The 14,935-nt window shown below is 66.8% G+C and carries 17 protein-coding genes; 7 read left to right on the top strand and 10 right to left on the bottom strand.

Annotation, left to right across the window (positions count from 1 at the left end):
• Nucleotides 1–29: 29 nt before the first annotated feature.
• The gene (locus EV647_RS43020) at nt 30–209 is read left to right on the top strand and encodes a hypothetical protein (protein ID WP_238177242.1); all 180 of its coding nucleotides are present in this window, start codon (nt 30–32) and stop codon (nt 207–209) included.
• Nucleotides 210–555: 346 nt separating this feature from the next.
• Entirely contained in the window at nt 556–1,806 is a 1,251-nt protein-coding gene (locus EV647_RS16325) for a hypothetical protein (protein WP_134003550.1), read from the top strand.
• Between the two features lie 139 nt (nt 1,807–1,945).
• On the opposite strand, the gene EV647_RS16320 is transcribed toward EV647_RS16325, so the two are convergent.
• Together EV647_RS16320 and EV647_RS16315 are read right to left on the bottom strand one after the other, a co-directional pair.
• A complete protein-coding gene (locus EV647_RS16320; protein ID WP_134003548.1) occupies nt 1,946–2,533 on the bottom strand; it encodes a hypothetical protein in 588 nt (195 codons plus the stop codon).
• 1,162 nt (nt 2,534–3,695) lie between these two features.
• Nucleotides 3,696–4,613 (bottom strand): hypothetical protein, encoded by a 918-nt coding sequence (locus tag EV647_RS16315; protein ID WP_134003546.1) that lies wholly within the window; start codon nt 4,611–4,613, stop codon nt 3,696–3,698.
• A gap of 484 nt (nt 4,614–5,097) precedes the next feature.
• Here EV647_RS16315 and EV647_RS16310 point away from each other — a divergent pair, with 484 nt between their 5' ends.
• The 4 genes from EV647_RS16310 to EV647_RS16295 all read left to right on the top strand — a co-directional run bounded on the left by EV647_RS16310 (nt 5,098) and on the right by EV647_RS16295 (nt 9,755).
• Nucleotides 5,098–6,816 (top strand): hypothetical protein, encoded by a 1,719-nt coding sequence (locus tag EV647_RS16310; RefSeq protein WP_134003544.1) that lies wholly within the window; start codon nt 5,098–5,100, stop codon nt 6,814–6,816.
• A gap of 305 nt (nt 6,817–7,121) precedes the next feature.
• A complete protein-coding gene (locus tag EV647_RS16305) occupies nt 7,122–8,108 on the top strand; it encodes an aldo/keto reductase (RefSeq protein ID WP_134003542.1) in 987 nt (328 codons plus the stop codon).
• 67 nt (nt 8,109–8,175) lie between these two features.
• Nucleotides 8,176–9,015 (top strand): LLM class flavin-dependent oxidoreductase, encoded by an 840-nt coding sequence (locus tag EV647_RS16300; RefSeq protein WP_166680344.1) that lies wholly within the window; start codon nt 8,176–8,178, stop codon nt 9,013–9,015.
• 353 nt (nt 9,016–9,368) lie between these two features.
• Nucleotides 9,369–9,755: a nuclear transport factor 2 family protein gene (locus EV647_RS16295; RefSeq protein ID WP_134003538.1), complete on the top strand. Its 387-nt coding sequence runs from the start codon at nt 9,369–9,371 to the stop codon at nt 9,753–9,755.
• Nucleotides 9,756–10,232: 477 nt separating this feature from the next.
• Here EV647_RS16295 and EV647_RS42040 read toward each other — a convergent pair whose 3' ends face one another.
• On the bottom strand, nt 10,233–10,370 hold the full coding sequence (locus EV647_RS42040; protein ID WP_166680297.1) for a hypothetical protein: 138 nt from the start codon (nt 10,368–10,370) through the stop codon (nt 10,233–10,235).
• Nucleotides 10,371–10,457: 87 nt separating this feature from the next.
• Between EV647_RS42040 and EV647_RS16285 the strand changes: the two genes are divergently transcribed.
• Nucleotides 10,458–11,090 carry a hypothetical protein gene (locus EV647_RS16285; RefSeq protein WP_134003536.1) on the top strand — a complete coding sequence of 211 codons (633 nt, stop codon included), beginning with the start codon at nt 10,458–10,460 and terminating at the stop codon, nt 11,088–11,090.
• 36 nt (nt 11,091–11,126) lie between these two features.
• Here EV647_RS16285 and EV647_RS16280 read toward each other — a convergent pair whose 3' ends face one another.
• From EV647_RS16280 to EV647_RS16255, 7 genes are all read right to left on the bottom strand, one after another.
• Nucleotides 11,127–11,777 carry a HemK2/MTQ2 family protein methyltransferase gene (locus tag EV647_RS16280; protein WP_134003534.1) on the bottom strand — a complete coding sequence of 217 codons (651 nt, stop codon included), beginning with the start codon at nt 11,775–11,777 and terminating at the stop codon, nt 11,127–11,129.
• On the bottom strand, nt 11,774–12,865 hold the full coding sequence (locus EV647_RS16275; RefSeq protein ID WP_134003531.1) for a YbdK family carboxylate-amine ligase: 1,092 nt from the start codon (nt 12,863–12,865) through the stop codon (nt 11,774–11,776). The genes EV647_RS16280 and EV647_RS16275 overlap by 4 nt, the downstream gene beginning before the upstream one ends.
• Before the next feature lie 141 nt (nt 12,866–13,006).
• Nucleotides 13,007–13,339 (bottom strand): hypothetical protein, encoded by a 333-nt coding sequence (locus tag EV647_RS16270; protein WP_202876182.1) that lies wholly within the window; start codon nt 13,337–13,339, stop codon nt 13,007–13,009.
• Between the two features lie 2 nt (nt 13,340–13,341).
• Entirely contained in the window at nt 13,342–13,500 is a 159-nt protein-coding gene (locus EV647_RS42555) for a hypothetical protein (RefSeq protein WP_202876181.1), read from the bottom strand.
• Between the two features lie 2 nt (nt 13,501–13,502).
• Nucleotides 13,503–13,724, bottom strand: coding sequence for a hypothetical protein (locus tag EV647_RS16265; protein ID WP_134003530.1), 222 nt, complete (start codon nt 13,722–13,724; stop codon nt 13,503–13,505).
• An 89-nt stretch (nt 13,725–13,813) separates the two neighbouring features.
• Nucleotides 13,814–14,632 (bottom strand): endonuclease/exonuclease/phosphatase family protein, encoded by an 819-nt coding sequence (locus EV647_RS16260; RefSeq protein WP_166680343.1) that lies wholly within the window; start codon nt 14,630–14,632, stop codon nt 13,814–13,816.
• 78 nt (nt 14,633–14,710) lie between these two features.
• Entirely contained in the window at nt 14,711–14,896 is a 186-nt protein-coding gene (locus EV647_RS16255; RefSeq protein ID WP_134003526.1) for a hypothetical protein, read from the bottom strand.
• Nucleotides 14,897–14,935 lie beyond the last annotated feature (39 nt).

Genomic DNA, 14,935 nt, shown 5'->3' with positions numbered 1-14,935 from the left:
GAATCCCCCTCAAGACATGAGCGACCTCGATGGGCCTCGAGATCGTGCGCGAGCACAACGTGCGCGAGGGACAGAACGCGCCGCGATTGCACCTTGTTGCAACGCCGGCCATCTGCCTGCAGGACATGCGAAGTGGCCGTCAGGATCGCCTTTTCCCGCAAGGAATGGTGGTGATTGGCCCGCCGCGGTGCCAACGGCCGTCGGACTGATCCCCTGAACCGCAGTGCTCGAGTGCCTGACTTCGGCCGTCTGGCCGGAGGCCCCGCTCGACTAGTAGCCAGCTTGGAACGCGCACTCACGGCCTGGCGCTGAGCCCGTGAATCCAGTCGAACGGCTGGGAGCTTGGTGGAGCGACTACCAAGGTCGCCGCGAACGCTATGCCTACTACGGTGACTGCCCGGTCTGCGGACTGATCGTGTTGTCGAGGACAATCCGAGAGATTACTCTCGAAACATGTCTCTCACGATCCACCGGCACGGCGGCGAGCCGGGGAGCCGACCTGCCGATGCGGCACTGAATGCGTCCGGAAACCACTCAGTAGAGGTTGGAGGACAGATGGCAGACACGACGAAGGACCCGGTCCGACCGTCCGAAATGTTCGCCGCAACAGCGGCAGACGATCGACCAGGACCGACCGCTGCCGAGAGGTTGCGGCTCATGGAGCCGGACGACTGGCACGCAGACCTCGATGCCCTCGCCAGCGGCCTCCTCGAGCGGCATCGCAACCCTTTCCACACGATCTCACCGGAACAGTTCGACGCCACAGTGGCCCGCCTGCACGACCGGATCCCAGCTCTGTCCGGCACCGCAATCCTGGTCGGCTTCGACGAGATAGCAGCAATGATCGGCGACGGCCACACCAGCGTCGAGACCGACGATCACTACCGACGCTTTCCGCTGGAATTGTTCTGGTACGGCGACCAGTTGCGGGTAGTGAAGGCACTCACTGACAACCCTCGAGTGCTCGGTGCCCGACTGGTTGCGATCGGTGGCATCGCCGTCGAGGAGATAGACCGGCGACTCCAGCCACTCATTCCACAGGGCGAGAACGCCTGGCACGAGCGGGCCCGCAGTGCGGATCGACTCACCCGCGCCGACGTGCTCGCTGCCCTCAACTGCCTGCCGGACACCGCCGCCGGCGAGTTCAGCTTCGTCGGCCAGAACGACGCGTCTTTCACAGCCGAGGTGGCATCCCTACCACCTGGGACGGCACCGTCGTGGCCGCCGCCGCCGTCGGCGGACGCCCCGCTCCGGATGCGGAACCCCGACGAGCCGCTCGCCTACACCGCACTTCCCACAGCGGACGCGACCTATGCGAACTTCCGCCGCTACGACGGCCTCGAACAGGCCGCTGGACAACTGATTGCGCACCTGCAAGACACCGCACCAGCCCGACTGATCCTCGACCTTCGCGACAACGGCGGCGGCGACTACACCCTCGCCCGCCACATCCTCATCTACCCGATCTGGAGGCTGCCGACCATCAACCGACCCGGCGGTCTGTACGTACTGATCGGCAGGAACACCTACTCCGCCGCAATGGTCACCGCCACCGACTTCCGCCGCGAAACCGAAGCCATCCTTGTCGGCGAGCCCACCGGCGCCCGGCCCGTCGGCTACCAGGAACTTGGCACCTTCGATCTACCCCGATCGAGCCTGCGTGCGCACTGCGCAACCCGGCACTACCGCTTCTCCGACGCCGATACCGCCGCCGTCTTCCCCGACCAGCGAATAGATCCAGACTGGAACAGCGACAGATCCGGACACGACACCGCCATCGACTGGTGCCTCGCGCAGCCCAAATAGCAACACTCCACCGACAGAACGAACTGACCGCAGACCGCAGAACGACAACCGCACGGCGCCGCAACCGGAGGCACAGCAAACCGGAGGAGTCCGCGCATCATCGCGGCGGTGATCACGGGTCAGCTACTCGACCGCATTGTCAGGCCGGGCTCAGCGTCGGCTCGAGGCGGACCAGTCCCTCGGGCAGCGCGTCGGCCCATTCCGCCATCTCAGCGGTGACCCGGAACATCATCGCCGCGATGAACGGCTGAGCCTGCTCATCCGAGCCGGTGCCGAAGGATTCCAGGCGCCAGTCTCGCCCATTGGCGTGCAGGACGTCGTACACCTCGTCGATCTGAGCGCGGGTGAACCGACTGGGCACCACGCATAACTGTCGTGGCAGTTTCGGCGACAACCGCCGGATCACCGCGTCCACATCGGTGGCAGCGACGACCAACACTTCCTGCTCCGGTGAAGGACGGAAGATCGCCAGGTTGACGATCGGTCCGGACGACTCGCGGTCGCGGAGGTCAACGTCCAGCTCGACCACGCCGTGCCGCCAGCCACCGGGCGGCGGCGGGCACGGCGGGTCCCTCCGAGCTGCACGCGCCTCCCGAGCAGGGATCTCCGCCGACAGCACCTCGACCTCGATGCTCTCGTCGCCCCAGATCCCAACCACCGAGACATAGCCCAGACCTCGGTTCGCTGCGATGCCGGCAGCGACTGCCTCGCCAGCTGCCCCGATCAACCGAACCGACCGATCCGACTTCCAACCCGGCGCTTTCCACGTCAAATCATGCACGCGGGCCAGGTCCAACCAATCACCGTCCGCCCGGGCCACGAACCGCCCCCAAGTCCGAACCCTGTCCCCCACCCCGAACACCAAATCCCTCGCCGCCATAACTACATGCTGCTCCGCCCGAACTCTTTCGGCATACCCCCACAGCCCGTCGGTACCGCGGGACATAACCTCCAGGCGCTACAAGCTCGGCGTAAGTCCGCGCCGACCGAGACATTTCCTCGGCGGGCCTGGGCGAGGGCTACACCCACACGACCTCGACAACGGCACCCGCACGACGTACGAACGCGAAGGCCTGAGGCCTCGCTATCGACTGCCACCGTCACCGACAGCTGAATGCCATCAATCGCCGTTCGAGTTCCCGGGCGTTGACAGTGTGCTGTCCGTTGGCCCGGCCCACGATTCGGGAGGTGGACCGAATGCGCGACGGCCGGCCCTCACCGCCAGAGCGGCAAGGGCAACGTTGGCACCACCACCAATCACAACGCCGATGCCGAACGGCGCCACCCGGCCAGAACGATGATCCGATCACGATGGGCGATTGCACTGGCTAAAGTTGCTGATCCGCCGTCGACCCTGGTCTACACGGCCACGCTGCCACCTCCAGCAATGAGCGTGCTGGCCGCCAGAACCACGCCAGGTGGTCTACAGCCGTCCACAGTCTGGTTGGCAAAGCCGACTGCCGATGCTTCACTCCGTCGCGACCTGGTCCTCGGACTGCTTCGTCGCCCGACGGCGGCGGAACTGGTGTCGGATCGTCGACAGGAGAAGCCCAGCGATCCACCACGTGAAGAAGAAGGTGCCCGTGAGAACCCCCCAAATGAAGTCCCCGGTCGAGGCATCTTGGTGCACCTCAACGATGACGCTTATCGTCAGCCCTCCGACGATCCCAACCCAGAAGAGTGGGTCGGTCTGGATCGGTCGATCGAAGAATGGTCGTGGGATCACCTGCAAATGATCACATGCTGCGTCGCGGCGAGACAGGTGCTCGCGGCCCACCCGTGCGGTGTGTCTGCTCCGCAGATCTGTCGGCGTGTGGTCGCCGATCTCCGAGGTCGTGTGCGCGGATGTCTGGCGTCCTCTGCAGACAGCGGTGAGCAGAGTTGCCTCGTCAGTTGGCCGGCGGAGGGTTGTCGGTGGCTTCTGCGACGTAGCCGCAGAGTTGTGGGTCGCATTCGGCCTCGTGGTCCCGGCCCCAGAGGTGGGTGTCTCGCTCGGTGGCACGAGCGAGGTGGACGAGTCGGAGTTGTTCCCTTCGGGGCAGGGTCGAGGGCAACGCTGTGAAGGTCTCTGGGAGCACGGAGACCATGCTGCTGACCTGTTCGCCGTCATACATCCGCAGGAGTGCGGTGCACTGCCACCAGCGGATCTCGCCACCTCGACCGTCTGGGTTGCCGGGCCAGTAGTAGTCCGCCGGATCCGGCACCAGATAGTGGACGCCGTCGGGATCCAGGTGGGCCCGGAGCCACGGCCCGCCTTTGCCGAGGCCGAGCCGGAGCCGTCCGGCCTCCTCGTGCAGGGCGCAGACCGCATCGGTATCGAGGGCCTTGAGAACGTGTGCTGCCGCAGACAGCGGCTGGCGCCCGGCGGGGGCTCGGACCGGCCAGCGCCCCAGTAGAACGCCGGCCCGGTGCCGCGGAATCATCGGCGCCGGGCCCTTGCGATGCAACGGTAGCGGCGGCGGTGGCATCCAGGTTCGCACTTCTTGTTCGATGTGGGCCAGCATCCATGCGCGCCCTTCGTGGCTGCTGGTGTTCCAGATCCAGCTCATCGGCCGCTTCGCCATCGCCTGCTCAAGGCTAGTGGGGGAGGCGCCTCTGCGGGCCTGCTGCCAGCGACGTGGCTGGGCGATCCCCGGCATGTTGTGGCACAGATCGGCCAGGAACCTGATGCGGTCCAGACCCTCATCAGAGGAGCTGTCCTCCGACCTGCGCCGGACGTCCCCGGCCAGATAGCGAATCTCGGTGAACGCTTTGGCCGCCAACAACGCGGCCACCCTCCGATCGAGCCTGGCTTCGCGGCGCCTCATGCCGCCCCACCCAGCCGGCCGTGGGCGGCGCGTTCGACGACCCGGTAGACCTCGATCTTGCCCCGAACCCGTGGTTGCGACATTGGCGGCCCCTCTCGACACCGACAGTCATCCTAGTTCGCGCTCGTTCAAGGCGGGCATGCCGCCGAGGCTGACCTGGAGGTCGGGATTCAGGGCCCTTGTCCAAGACGTTGCCCAGTGCAAGTGTTCTTGAGCACGAATCAGCCGGCAGTCCGGCTGTCATTCCGATCGCTCGTAACTCGCCGAGGGCCTGCGCGAGTTGCCGACCGCGTCGCTGCTTGCCTTCGGCGAGTTCACGGTTGCGTGCGTTGGCGACCTGCAGTCGTTGTAACAGTGACGGGTCGGTGCTGCGTTGTCGCGCGGGCACCGCTTGCGCCGTCTTCGGCGCCGACGGTTCGGTCCCGACGAGCCGGTCTGGGACGAAGGCCGCGTGGAAAGGGCCCGCTGACCTTACAGTTCTCGAATGACAGGCGCTCTCGCGGCCCGCTGGGCTCGCACCGTCGTACCGAGCTGGACCTACCGCTGGCTGCTGCCTGCCCTCTGGCTCGGGGCGATCGTGGCGTCGACCGTCGCTGATTCCGGCACCTGCTCCGTCGAGAACCCCACGGTCTGCGGCCCGGATAGGGCGTTCTCGCTGGCTGTCGTCGCCTGCTTCGCGTCACTCGCCCTGCTGTGGTGGCAACCGAGCGCCGCAGCCCTGGCCGGCGTGCTGTTCCTCGTCCTGGAACTCCGGTACGACGATGTCGCCGGCGCACAGGTCGCCTGGAGTATCTACGGCGTGCTGAGCGCGCTCCTGCTGATCTGGACCTTCTTGAGCCGCCGCAGCCAGCGGTCCTTGTCCGCGCGGATGCCGCGCGGCCAGGTCCAGGTTCCGGCGGCCGCACCGCTCGGCGTCACCTTCTGGCTCCTCGTGGCAGCCGGTCTGGTGCTGGTCGGCGCCGCCGGGCTCGGCGTGATGCATGCGCTCGACCAACGCGAGGAAACGCATGTACGACGTGCCGTCGAGAAGATCGCCGTCGTGAAAGGCATCAACGACGACGGCGAGGTCGTACTCCAACTGCCCGACGGCGCCACCCGCAGCGTGCTTCCGCTGGACGACTACGACACCGGCACGCAGGTACCGGTGCTGGTCGACCCGGCCGACCCACACTGGCTCCGGCTCCGAGCAGAGCCGGCCGACAACACGTACTGGTACTCGGTGGCCAGTGCTGCCTGGGCCGTGTCCTTCCTGTTCGTCCTCCGTGACCTCCGCCTCCGCAGAGCCCGTCCACGGACGTCCTGGAGCGGCCCGGCCATGCCCGTTCGGATCGATCGGCACTATTCCGACGCGTTCACGGTTCGGTCCGCCGACGGCACGGTCCTGCTGGGCTTTCTCCACACCGAACCCGACGACCTCGTCCCCGCCCATACCGCTGCCCCGGCCAAGCTCACACAAGAGTGGGCGAAAACCCTCAGGCGGTACCGAGGCGACGCACTGCTCGTCGGGGACCTCGCTGAGGGCAGCTGGCCGACGCTGATGATCGGTACCCATGCGCTGCGGCCGACCAGCCCGTTCCGGGCACCCAGACAGCTGCCTTGGTACAACGAAACCGCAAGCCGCCTGCCGAAGGACTTCAAGCCGGCCGAGGACGCACCCGCCCCGCCACCCATCGAGCCGGCGCGGGAGGTCCCGACGCTGCCGTGGGAGGTGCCACTCCGGGCGCGGTCCTGGTGGAATCTCCCGGCGCTCGTCGCCGTACTGCTCGTCGCCCCGCTCGCCGTCGGAACCTTTGCAACCTGGGGAGACTGGTGCGCCGCTGTCCTGGTGACCGGCATCGGTGCACCGCTGGTGCACTCACTCGGCACCCGCGCGCTCTTCCGGGTGACTGCCACCGCGACCGACCTGTGGATACGCACCGGCTGGTTCGAACAGCGGCTGTCCTGGCGGTCCGTGCAGTCGATCGAGGGCGACGAAGACGGACTGAGCCTGGAGGCAGGGGACGACTGGCACGTCGTCGGCGGTATCGCGGACAAGGAGCTGACCAGGGTCGCAGGTGTCTTCGAGACGCTCCGGCTCCGTTCGCACACCGGTCTGCCGGAGGAGCCGATCGCCCGCCGTCCCTCGCCGGTCCTGCTGATCAACGCGATCTACGTAGCCGTGTGCGTCCTCATCCTCGTCCTGACCCGCTGGAACCCCTTCTAGTGTGGTGATGGCGAAAGTCATCACCGAAGCAAGCATCAGAGCGGAGTTGGGAGAGATCGTGCCGGGTGGCCGCATCCCGAGAACGAAACCCAGATCTCCATCGCGAAGCTGATCGGTCTCGGCGTGCAGGATCTCGCGGCGGCGGAGGTGGCGCTGCAGCGGCTGACCGTAGACACCCTGTCCATCGGCGTCCGCCGGGCGCCGGCATCGATCCTCGATCTGCGCTGATGCGCTTGACCTAGAGCCTTCTCTAGGAGGTTCACTCTGTTCAATCGCCCGGCGACGGGCCGCTGAAAGGACCTTCCATGAGATACCGCACGATAGGCAACGATCCGCAGACGCGACGCGAGGTGAGCGTTCTCAGCCTCGGCGCCATGCTGTTCGGTACCGCCACAGATGAGACGACGGCGTACGCGATCCTGGACCGATACGTCGAGGCCGGCGGCACATTCGTTGACACTGCCAACAACTACGCGTTCTGGCTCAGCGGCACGCAGGGCGGCGAGAGCGAACAGTTGCTCGGGCGATGGCGCCGCAGCCGCGGCATAGGCGACGAGGTCGTCATCGCGACGAAGCTCGGCGGGCGGCCGAACGTCCCGATGCGGGAATTCACCCCTGACATCGAAGGTCTGTCGGCGAAAGTCATCCGCGAATCTGCGGAGCGCAGCCGCGAACTGCTGGGCGTCGAGCGACTTGACCTCCTTTACGCACACATCCACGATCTTGAGGTGCCGGTAGAGGAGACGGTCGAGGGGTTCGCGGAGCTGGTTGGATCCGGCGCCGTGGGGTTGCTCGGTGCGAGCAACCACTGGGCGTGGCGACTCGAACAGTCCCTGAGCCTGGCGGCTTCTGCCGGGCTGCCGACGTACGAGGTTCTTCAATACCATCACACCTACCTTCGCCGGCGCACCGACCTGCCGACCCTGCGCTCGCCTGACGGCAACGTCGGCGTGGTCGGTGGGGACTTGCTCAGCTACCTGCGGGCCAATCCCGAGCTGACGCTGGTCGCCTACTCGCCGTTGCTGTCCGGTGCGTACGTACGCACCGACAAGCCGCTGGGCGCCGAGTTCGATCATTCGGGCACGCCGGTGCGGCTCGCGGCGCTCCGCGAGGTAGCCGAAGAGACCGGTGCGACCGCGAACCAGGTGGTGCTGTCCTGGCTGATCGGAGGAGACCTCCCGGTCATTCCGCTTGTCGGCGCTTCCTCGGTGGCACAGCTCGACGAGAGCCTCGCAGCTGTCGATCTCGAGCTGACCACGGAGCAGCGCGCGAAGCTCGATGCCGCGTATTGACGCAGCCCTTGATCAGGCGCACAGGGCGCAATCCAATGGATCACGTGCACAGACGGGGGTGGGACATATGCGGTACGGACTCAAGGTGAATCCCGCGACATGGGACGAAGCATCGGAATGGGCTGCGACAGCCGAAGATGTCGGCTTCGACGCGTTGTGGACTGGAGACAACATCCGCCATCCTCGGGACCCGTCGACTCCTGTGCACGCCGGTCCGGAGCTTCTCGCAGCATGGGCTGCGACGACGACCCGGATCTCGGTCGGCCTGCTGATCGCGAACGTGGTGTTCCGCAGTCCGATGCTCCTGGCCAAGCAGGCCGTCACGCTGGACCACATTTCGGCCGGTCGCTTCCAGCTCGGCGTCGGTGCCGGCATGTGGCCGACGGATCATGCGATGGGAGGCGTGCCACCGTGGCCGGCGAAGGAGCGGTCGGCGCGGCTCGATGAGTTCGTCCGAATCGTCGACCGGCTGCTCTCCGGCGATGCGAGCGACCACGACGGCGCGTACTACTCGTATCACGACGCCGCGATGAGCCCGGCGCCCGTACAGCAGCGCATCCCGCTGATCGTCGCCGCGAATGCCTCGGCGAGTCTCGAGGTGGTAGCCGGTTACGCCGACGCGTGGGTCACGTTCGCGGGCCAGGCGGCTGAAGAAGACTTCTATCACGCGTCGATCCAACGCATGCGCGCGCTCGACCGACTCTGCCTGGAACGGGATCGCGAACCCGGCACTGTTCGCCGCATCCTGCTCGCGTACGGGTCGTTGCAGCCGTGGTCCGGCGCTGACGCACTGCCCAGGCTGACTGAGCGCTATCGGGACATCGGGTTCGACGAGATCGTCTGCTACGCCCCGAAGCCGGACGAGCGTGGGACATTCGAGAAGGCAGTCAGTCGCCTGAAGGTATGACGGCTGGCGCGCCTCCGGCCCGACCTCGATCGAGACCGGCCGGCAGCGCGAGCGCTCGTCTTGACAGCGTCCCGACATCCATCGAGCAGTCCCGATCGTGAGCAGCGGTTGGTGACTGTGCTCGGTATGTTCATTCAATCCGGTGAGTAAAGCGGTGAGTTGCTGTGAGGCTGAACGTGCCCGCGTCGAGTTTGCGATCTAGTGCCTCTTCAAAGGTCGGGGTTGCACTCGTGGCGGGTTGACCGGTCCGGTGGTGGAGTCCGAAGGCTTTCCGGCGGAGATGGCGATGGCCCGACAGCCTGAGCCCTGCTTGACGAGTGGACCAGTCCGTCACACCAGCGAAGAAAGCTGTCATGCCTCGAGCCGACCAGCCCACCATCGACCTCCTGACCGACTACTTCGACGCCATGGAGGCCAAGGACTTCGACCGGCTCGGCTCCTACTATGCCGATGACGTCTCGTTGACCTTCGCCAACGCCCCGACGATCAACGGGCGGGTCGCCATGCTGGACCAGATGACGACCCTGCTCGGCAAGGTCGCGTCGCTGGCCCACCCGCTGATCAACGTCTGGCAGGAAGACGACGGCGTGGTCATCTTCGAGGTCACGAGCATCTGGCGCTTCCACGACGACACCGTCATGAAGATCAACGCCTGCTCGACCTTCACCCTCGCCGACGGCAAGTTCACCGACCAACGCATCTACGTCGACAACGCCCCCATCGACGGGCTCCTCAACTGACCAGGTCTTCCGGGTCGGGATAATCCGCCCGGTGCTGAACCGTGAGTGCGCGGCGGCGATCACCAGCACCGGCAACAGCTTCGCGGTGCCGTCCTCGAGCGGGATCGTGCGCGGCGGGAAACACAGGTCGCACTACGCGGCATCACCGGGCTGTCACACGATCCGGTCAGCCGGATCGTGTGGCCGGGACGCAAACGTTCTCGCGGAACCACCGGATCGACCCCGTCCAGCCACCCGCTCAGCCAGCACCGTCGCCGGCATGTCCGGCACCTCCGACTAAGCGCCCGCACCGCAGGCTTGAACACCGTGAACGACGTCGGACCCGGCCTGCGCGCATACCTCGGCGGCGCATCAGAGCTCACCGCGTTGATGACCGTGGTCCGCGATATCCCCAGCCCGCTCAGCGATCCGCGCCCACCGCATGGGGAGAGCGGTGCCCCCGGGGGTCCGGGGGATGAACCCCAAACCCATCGTGGATCATGCACGGTCGCTGACCGCGTTGGCGCCGGCGTGCGCCGCACATTCGATGCTGTCGAAGACATGCTCCTGCCGGTCGGGCGTGATCACCACGAACGCCCCGTCGTACTCGTTGCCACACACTTCACACGTCGCCATCAGCGCCTCCCAGGTCGAGCGCGTCCTTCGCCGGTACCCACAGCACCGGCACGTACGCGATCCAGCCAGCTCGGCTCGGAGATCTCGATGACTGGGTACCGGGCCGCCATGGACAGCGAAGAACGTGCCACCTTGCTCGGGGCGCTCACCACCGAGCACTACGTCCTGCAATCGGCGGCCGGGACGGCGATCTCCGAGGCCGGCAACCGCTTGACCTCGTTCATCCTGGCCATGTCGAGCTCGATGGTCGCGATCGGCTTCACCGTGCACGACGAGAACGTGTTCTGGCCATTCATCTCCGCCGTCCTGCCGCTGCTGTTCGGACTCGGTGTGGTGACCACGATCCGGCTCGTCGAGACCGGTCTGCAGGGGCTCATGTACCAGCAGTCGATCGCCCGGATCCGCCGGTACTACCGCAATCTCGACACCGACCACGCCGCGTACTTCGGCAAGTACAGCCGGCACGACGATCCTCCCGATACCACCGAGGCGCTCGCGATGCTGGGTACCAAGAAGCGTCCCGAGGTGTTCTCGATCGCCACCACCGCGGCTCTGATCACCGCGGCGATCGCCGGCATCGGTACGACGCTGCTCGTCGTACGCGTCGTCGGCAGCGACGCGCTGCCGATCGCCTACCCGGTCGGCGCGACAGCCTTCGTCGTCCTCATGTTCAGCTTCTTCCGCTACGAACGTGTCCGATACCGCGAAGTCGCCGACTGACCCACCCCGAGCAGGACGGCCCCCGTCCACTGCCGATCAGCCGGCCGGCGGCGCACACGCGCGGATGATCGCCACGTCCTCTTCCTCGATGTCCGCGGCGATCGTCCCGGCTTTCTGCTGCGCGCGCATCAACGGCCCTAGCGGACCTCGGACCCTGGCCGTGACGTCGACGTCCACGAGGCCGGTACGCCGCAACCGCTCGATCGTCCGCTCGATCCCGATCAGCGACGAATGCACCACCAGTAGCGCTCCCCCCGGGCGAAGATGAGCGGCCGCGCCATCGCAGAGCGCGTCGAGCACGATGCGCCCGTCGTACCCCGCCTCCCATGCCCGGCGGGCGCCGAAGGCCGGCACATCGGGACGGAAGGACGGCACGTACGGCGGGTTGCTGACGATCAGATCGAACCGCTCCCCCGCGACCGGCCCGAACGTCCTGCCACGAAGCGTCCGCACGTGCAGGCCGGCCCGGAACGCGTTGAGCTGGACGGTGAGCAGCGCGCGCCGTGATACGTCGATGGCAGTCGCGGCCGCACCACAGTCCGCCGCGGTCAGCGCCAGCAAGCCACTACCCGTGCACACGTCGAGCACGCGCGACTGCGCGTCCAGTCGCTCCTCGCGGATCGCGTCGGCGAGCATCCACGAGTCGGAGATCGGCGCGAAGACCCCGGGAAGCGTCACCAGTTTCATGCGATGAACACCTCCGCGAGCCACGGCACGACCCGGTCGGGACCGAGCATTCGAAGGTGATCCACCGGAGGGTTCTCGACCAGTGCCCGTACGTCGGCCAACCCACCCGGCGCATGCACCTCGGCGGCATCGATGAGTTCATGCAGGCGTCGGCGGGTAGGGCGGGCGACGCCGGTACGAAGGTCGAGAAGCTCACCCCGGACTCCGTCCCGGAGCGCTGCCCAGCGGTTCTCCGCGATCCGCCAGGACGGCGCCGGCGCAGGAAGTTCACCGAGATGATGCAGCTCGGCCAGCCTGGCGGCCAGTGCATAGACGAACCGAACGATCGCGCTCGTCAGATCCGTCGTCGCCTGTACGTCGAGGACCCGGAGCTCGAGCGTGCCGAAGCAGACATGTGGCCGGAGCTCCCACCACCACTCCGACGGGTCGTCGACGGCGCGCCCGCGAACCGCCCAGCACAGGTCGGCGGCGAACTGCTCCCACGAAGCAATGATCGGCGGCACACCCTGGCGCGGCAACTGCGCGGCGATCACCGGACGCACTGAGCAGAGGCCGCTGTCGCGTCCGCCGACGAATGGTGCGGCGCCTGCGAGCGCGGCCAGCTCCGGCAGCAGATCTCGCAACGCGTGATAGACCGCCAACGTGCAGTCGGCGTCACCGAACGCCAGGTGCACCTGCAACGACGAGACCAGCTGCCGACGGATCACCTCACGGTACCGGTCGTCGAGACCGACTGCTCGCGCCGTTGCCGACAACTCCACAGGTCCGTCGACCAATGGGTGAACCGGCGCAGCGACCACAGCCAGGCCCGAGCCACAGCCGTCCGCCAGCAGCGACCGGCAACTGCGCAGTTCCGCGACAGCGACGTCCGGATCCTTGTGCACCGAGGTCGCGATCTCCACCTGGCAGGCAGGCAACTCCTGCTTGATCCGGACGTCGTCCACGAGAGCCAGCACCTCAGACGCCCGCGCAGGCAGCCAGCTCCGGCGATCCACCAGCAGCAGTTCTTCTTCCAGCCCGACCGTCCCCGCAGCCGTGCCGGCGAACACCGACCGCAAACACTCGGCCCTCGCCAAGGTGTCCTTCATGGCCCCCTCCGGATTCCACACCGCCCCCACCCGGTGCCCAGCTCGTCCCCACCAGAACCCACACCCGACAGTTCTCCGCCCCCTACCCAGCGAGGTGCCTACGCCAGGCCGGTCCGTGCATGTCCCATCCGCTGCGGGTGCTCAGCTCGGCACGGACGGGACCGGGTGCTCCGACAACGCCTCGGCGACCGCGATCAGGTTGCTCGCCATCGCGCGACCTGTCTTCGCCGACCATTCGCGACCCTCGTCGGTCTCCGAACAGCTCGGACCAGGACCGGGCCCCTTGTTCCAGTACGTCCACGCCTGGCCCGGGATGGTGTAACCGATGTCCATCAAACCACCGCAGATCTCGGAGATCACATGATGCGCACCGTCTTCATTGCCGGTGACAACAACACCGGCAACCCGGTCGTAGGCGACCGGCCGGTCCTGGTCGTCGGTCTCGCTCAGCATCGCGTCCATCGGCACCCTCATCGCTACTCACCCCCAGGCTTGACGTTGCGATCGGCCAACCGGATCCGGCTCACCTCCACCTCCGCCTTCTCCAACGCCTCGACCACCACGTCGGTCAACTGATCGGTGTTCGAAGGCTCCGGCGACGCTTTCGGCGTGCAGTTCAGAACCGGCGCCCGCATGCCTACTCCTCATCCCTTGACCTGACCGTCCCGTCCGGTGGCAGGACCTCGCCGCCGTTGGAATCCTGGTCGACTCGGTGCGTCTCGCCGGCAGAGTCGACGATCTCGGTCTCCGACGGGTCCGCGGCGACACGTACGTCGTCGTCCACGGAGTTGACCGCCAGCGCACTCGGGTCCACGTCGTCGAGGGTCGGACGGTAGTCGTCCTCGCCTGCCTGGCTCATCATCTTCTCCTTCGGCTCGCCCGTCCCTGCCGGGTTCCCGCGCCATCAAGCGCGAAACGGGGACTGCAGCGGTTCCTCGGGACCGGTCGTCAGTCGACCGGCCCAAGGTCGGCTGTGACTCCGAAGTGGTCACTACCGAAGGTGCCGTCGACCAATTGATCGGCCAACCGGTCGGCCGAGTGGATCCGTAGGGTCGGCCCACGATCGTCGCACCGAACCATGAGGTAGTCGATGCGCCGCGGCGGGATGCGGGCCCAGTCGGCCTCCATCACGATGAGCGGGTTGTCGAGGGTGAATGTGTGGCCGCTCTCTCCTGGCCGGGCGAACTCCCAGACGTCCTGGTAGCTCACGCTCAGGCCGCCCAGCGACTGCCGCCCGGTCAGGAACCGTACGCTCGCGGTCTCCGGCCTTGCATCGAAGTCACCGCCGAGAACAACGTGCACGTCGTCGCGGTCCTCAACGAGTCGCTCGATCCAGCGGGCAACCTCCAGCGCTTGCAGTTCCCGCTCTCGTTCGTATCCGACCTGCCAGTTCGGCTTGTGGTTGACGAACAGCACCGGCCCCAGTTCGGTGGCGAACTCCGCTGCGGTCGATCGTCCGGGAAAGTCGTGCGCATCGACTCGTCCGGTAACCACCAGGTCGATCTCCTCGACCCGGTCCGGCGCCCACCGGCTGACGATCGAACACCCTAGTCCGACCGGTGTACGACGACCCTGATGAAGAACGTGATAGTCCTCGCCGAAGATCTCACGCACTTGATCACAGGTGCCGTCGACAATCGTCTCCTGCAGCGCCACGAGATCCGGGTGCAACGACCGAAAGCACTCCCGCAGCGCTCGCCGTCGCGTCGTCCAGTCCCCGTGCCGGCCCCAGACGTTGAGCGTCGCCACCCGGATCTTCCCGTCCACACGACCTCCTCCCCGCCGCAGTACCCGGCCGCAAACCAATCGCGGTCAGCACCCGCCGGCCGCGTCTGTCGTGTGACCTCATCGGAGTTGAACGCGTCTGTGCTCGAGCACGTTCAGGACCTCGAGCCGCTGCGCGTGGTTGCGTTCGTACCCGATCAGTTGCTCCACCTGCTGGACGTCCAGAGCCTGGATGCGTGACGGCAGGCATCGGGCCGGGAGGAGGTCGAACTCCGGCACCGGCAGGGAAGCGCGATCGCTCGCCATCCTGACTCTGCTTTGCATCGTTGGCCACATCCTCTGGTC

Origin of the sequence: Kribbella sp. VKM Ac-2566, from assembly GCF_004366005.1 — a bacterium.
GTDB classification, from domain to species: domain Bacteria; phylum Actinomycetota; class Actinomycetes; order Propionibacteriales; family Kribbellaceae; genus Kribbella; species Kribbella pratensis.
This window is presented reverse-complemented; position numbering and strand designations above follow the sequence as displayed.

Bases quoted from the DNA above. Each gene is read 5' to 3' on its own strand.
- EV647_RS16305 (WP_134003542.1), top strand. From the start codon at position 7,122: ATGAGATACCGCACGATAGGCAACGATCCGCAGACGCGACGCGAGGTG.
- EV647_RS16315 (WP_134003546.1), bottom strand. From the start codon at position 4,613: ATGAGGCGCCGCGAAGCCAGGCTCGATCGGAGGGTGGCCGCGTTGTTG.
- EV647_RS43020 (WP_238177242.1), top strand. From the start codon at position 30: ATGGGCCTCGAGATCGTGCGCGAGCACAACGTGCGCGAGGGACAGAAC.
- EV647_RS16265 (WP_134003530.1), bottom strand. From the start codon at position 13,724: ATGAGCCAGGCAGGCGAGGACGACTACCGTCCGACCCTCGACGACGTG.
- EV647_RS16310 (WP_134003544.1), top strand. From the start codon at position 5,098: ATGACAGGCGCTCTCGCGGCCCGCTGGGCTCGCACCGTCGTACCGAGC.
- EV647_RS16255 (WP_134003526.1), bottom strand. From the start codon at position 14,896: ATGGCGAGCGATCGCGCTTCCCTGCCGGTGCCGGAGTTCGACCTCCTC.
- EV647_RS16275 (WP_134003531.1), bottom strand. From the start codon at position 12,865: ATGAAGGACACCTTGGCGAGGGCCGAGTGTTTGCGGTCGGTGTTCGCC.
- EV647_RS16280 (WP_134003534.1), bottom strand. From the start codon at position 11,777: ATGAAACTGGTGACGCTTCCCGGGGTCTTCGCGCCGATCTCCGACTCG.
- EV647_RS16325 (WP_134003550.1), top strand. From the start codon at position 556: ATGGCAGACACGACGAAGGACCCGGTCCGACCGTCCGAAATGTTCGCC.
- EV647_RS16285 (WP_134003536.1), top strand. From the start codon at position 10,458: ATGACTGGGTACCGGGCCGCCATGGACAGCGAAGAACGTGCCACCTTG.
- EV647_RS16300 (WP_166680344.1), top strand. From the start codon at position 8,176: ATGCGGTACGGACTCAAGGTGAATCCCGCGACATGGGACGAAGCATCG.
- EV647_RS42040 (WP_166680297.1), bottom strand. From the start codon at position 10,370: ATGGCGACGTGTGAAGTGTGTGGCAACGAGTACGACGGGGCGTTCGTG.
- EV647_RS16295 (WP_134003538.1), top strand. From the start codon at position 9,369: ATGCCTCGAGCCGACCAGCCCACCATCGACCTCCTGACCGACTACTTC.
- EV647_RS42555 (WP_202876181.1), bottom strand. From the start codon at position 13,500: ATGCGGGCGCCGGTTCTGAACTGCACGCCGAAAGCGTCGCCGGAGCCT.
- EV647_RS16270 (WP_202876182.1), bottom strand. From the start codon at position 13,339: ATGAGGGTGCCGATGGACGCGATGCTGAGCGAGACCGACGACCAGGAC.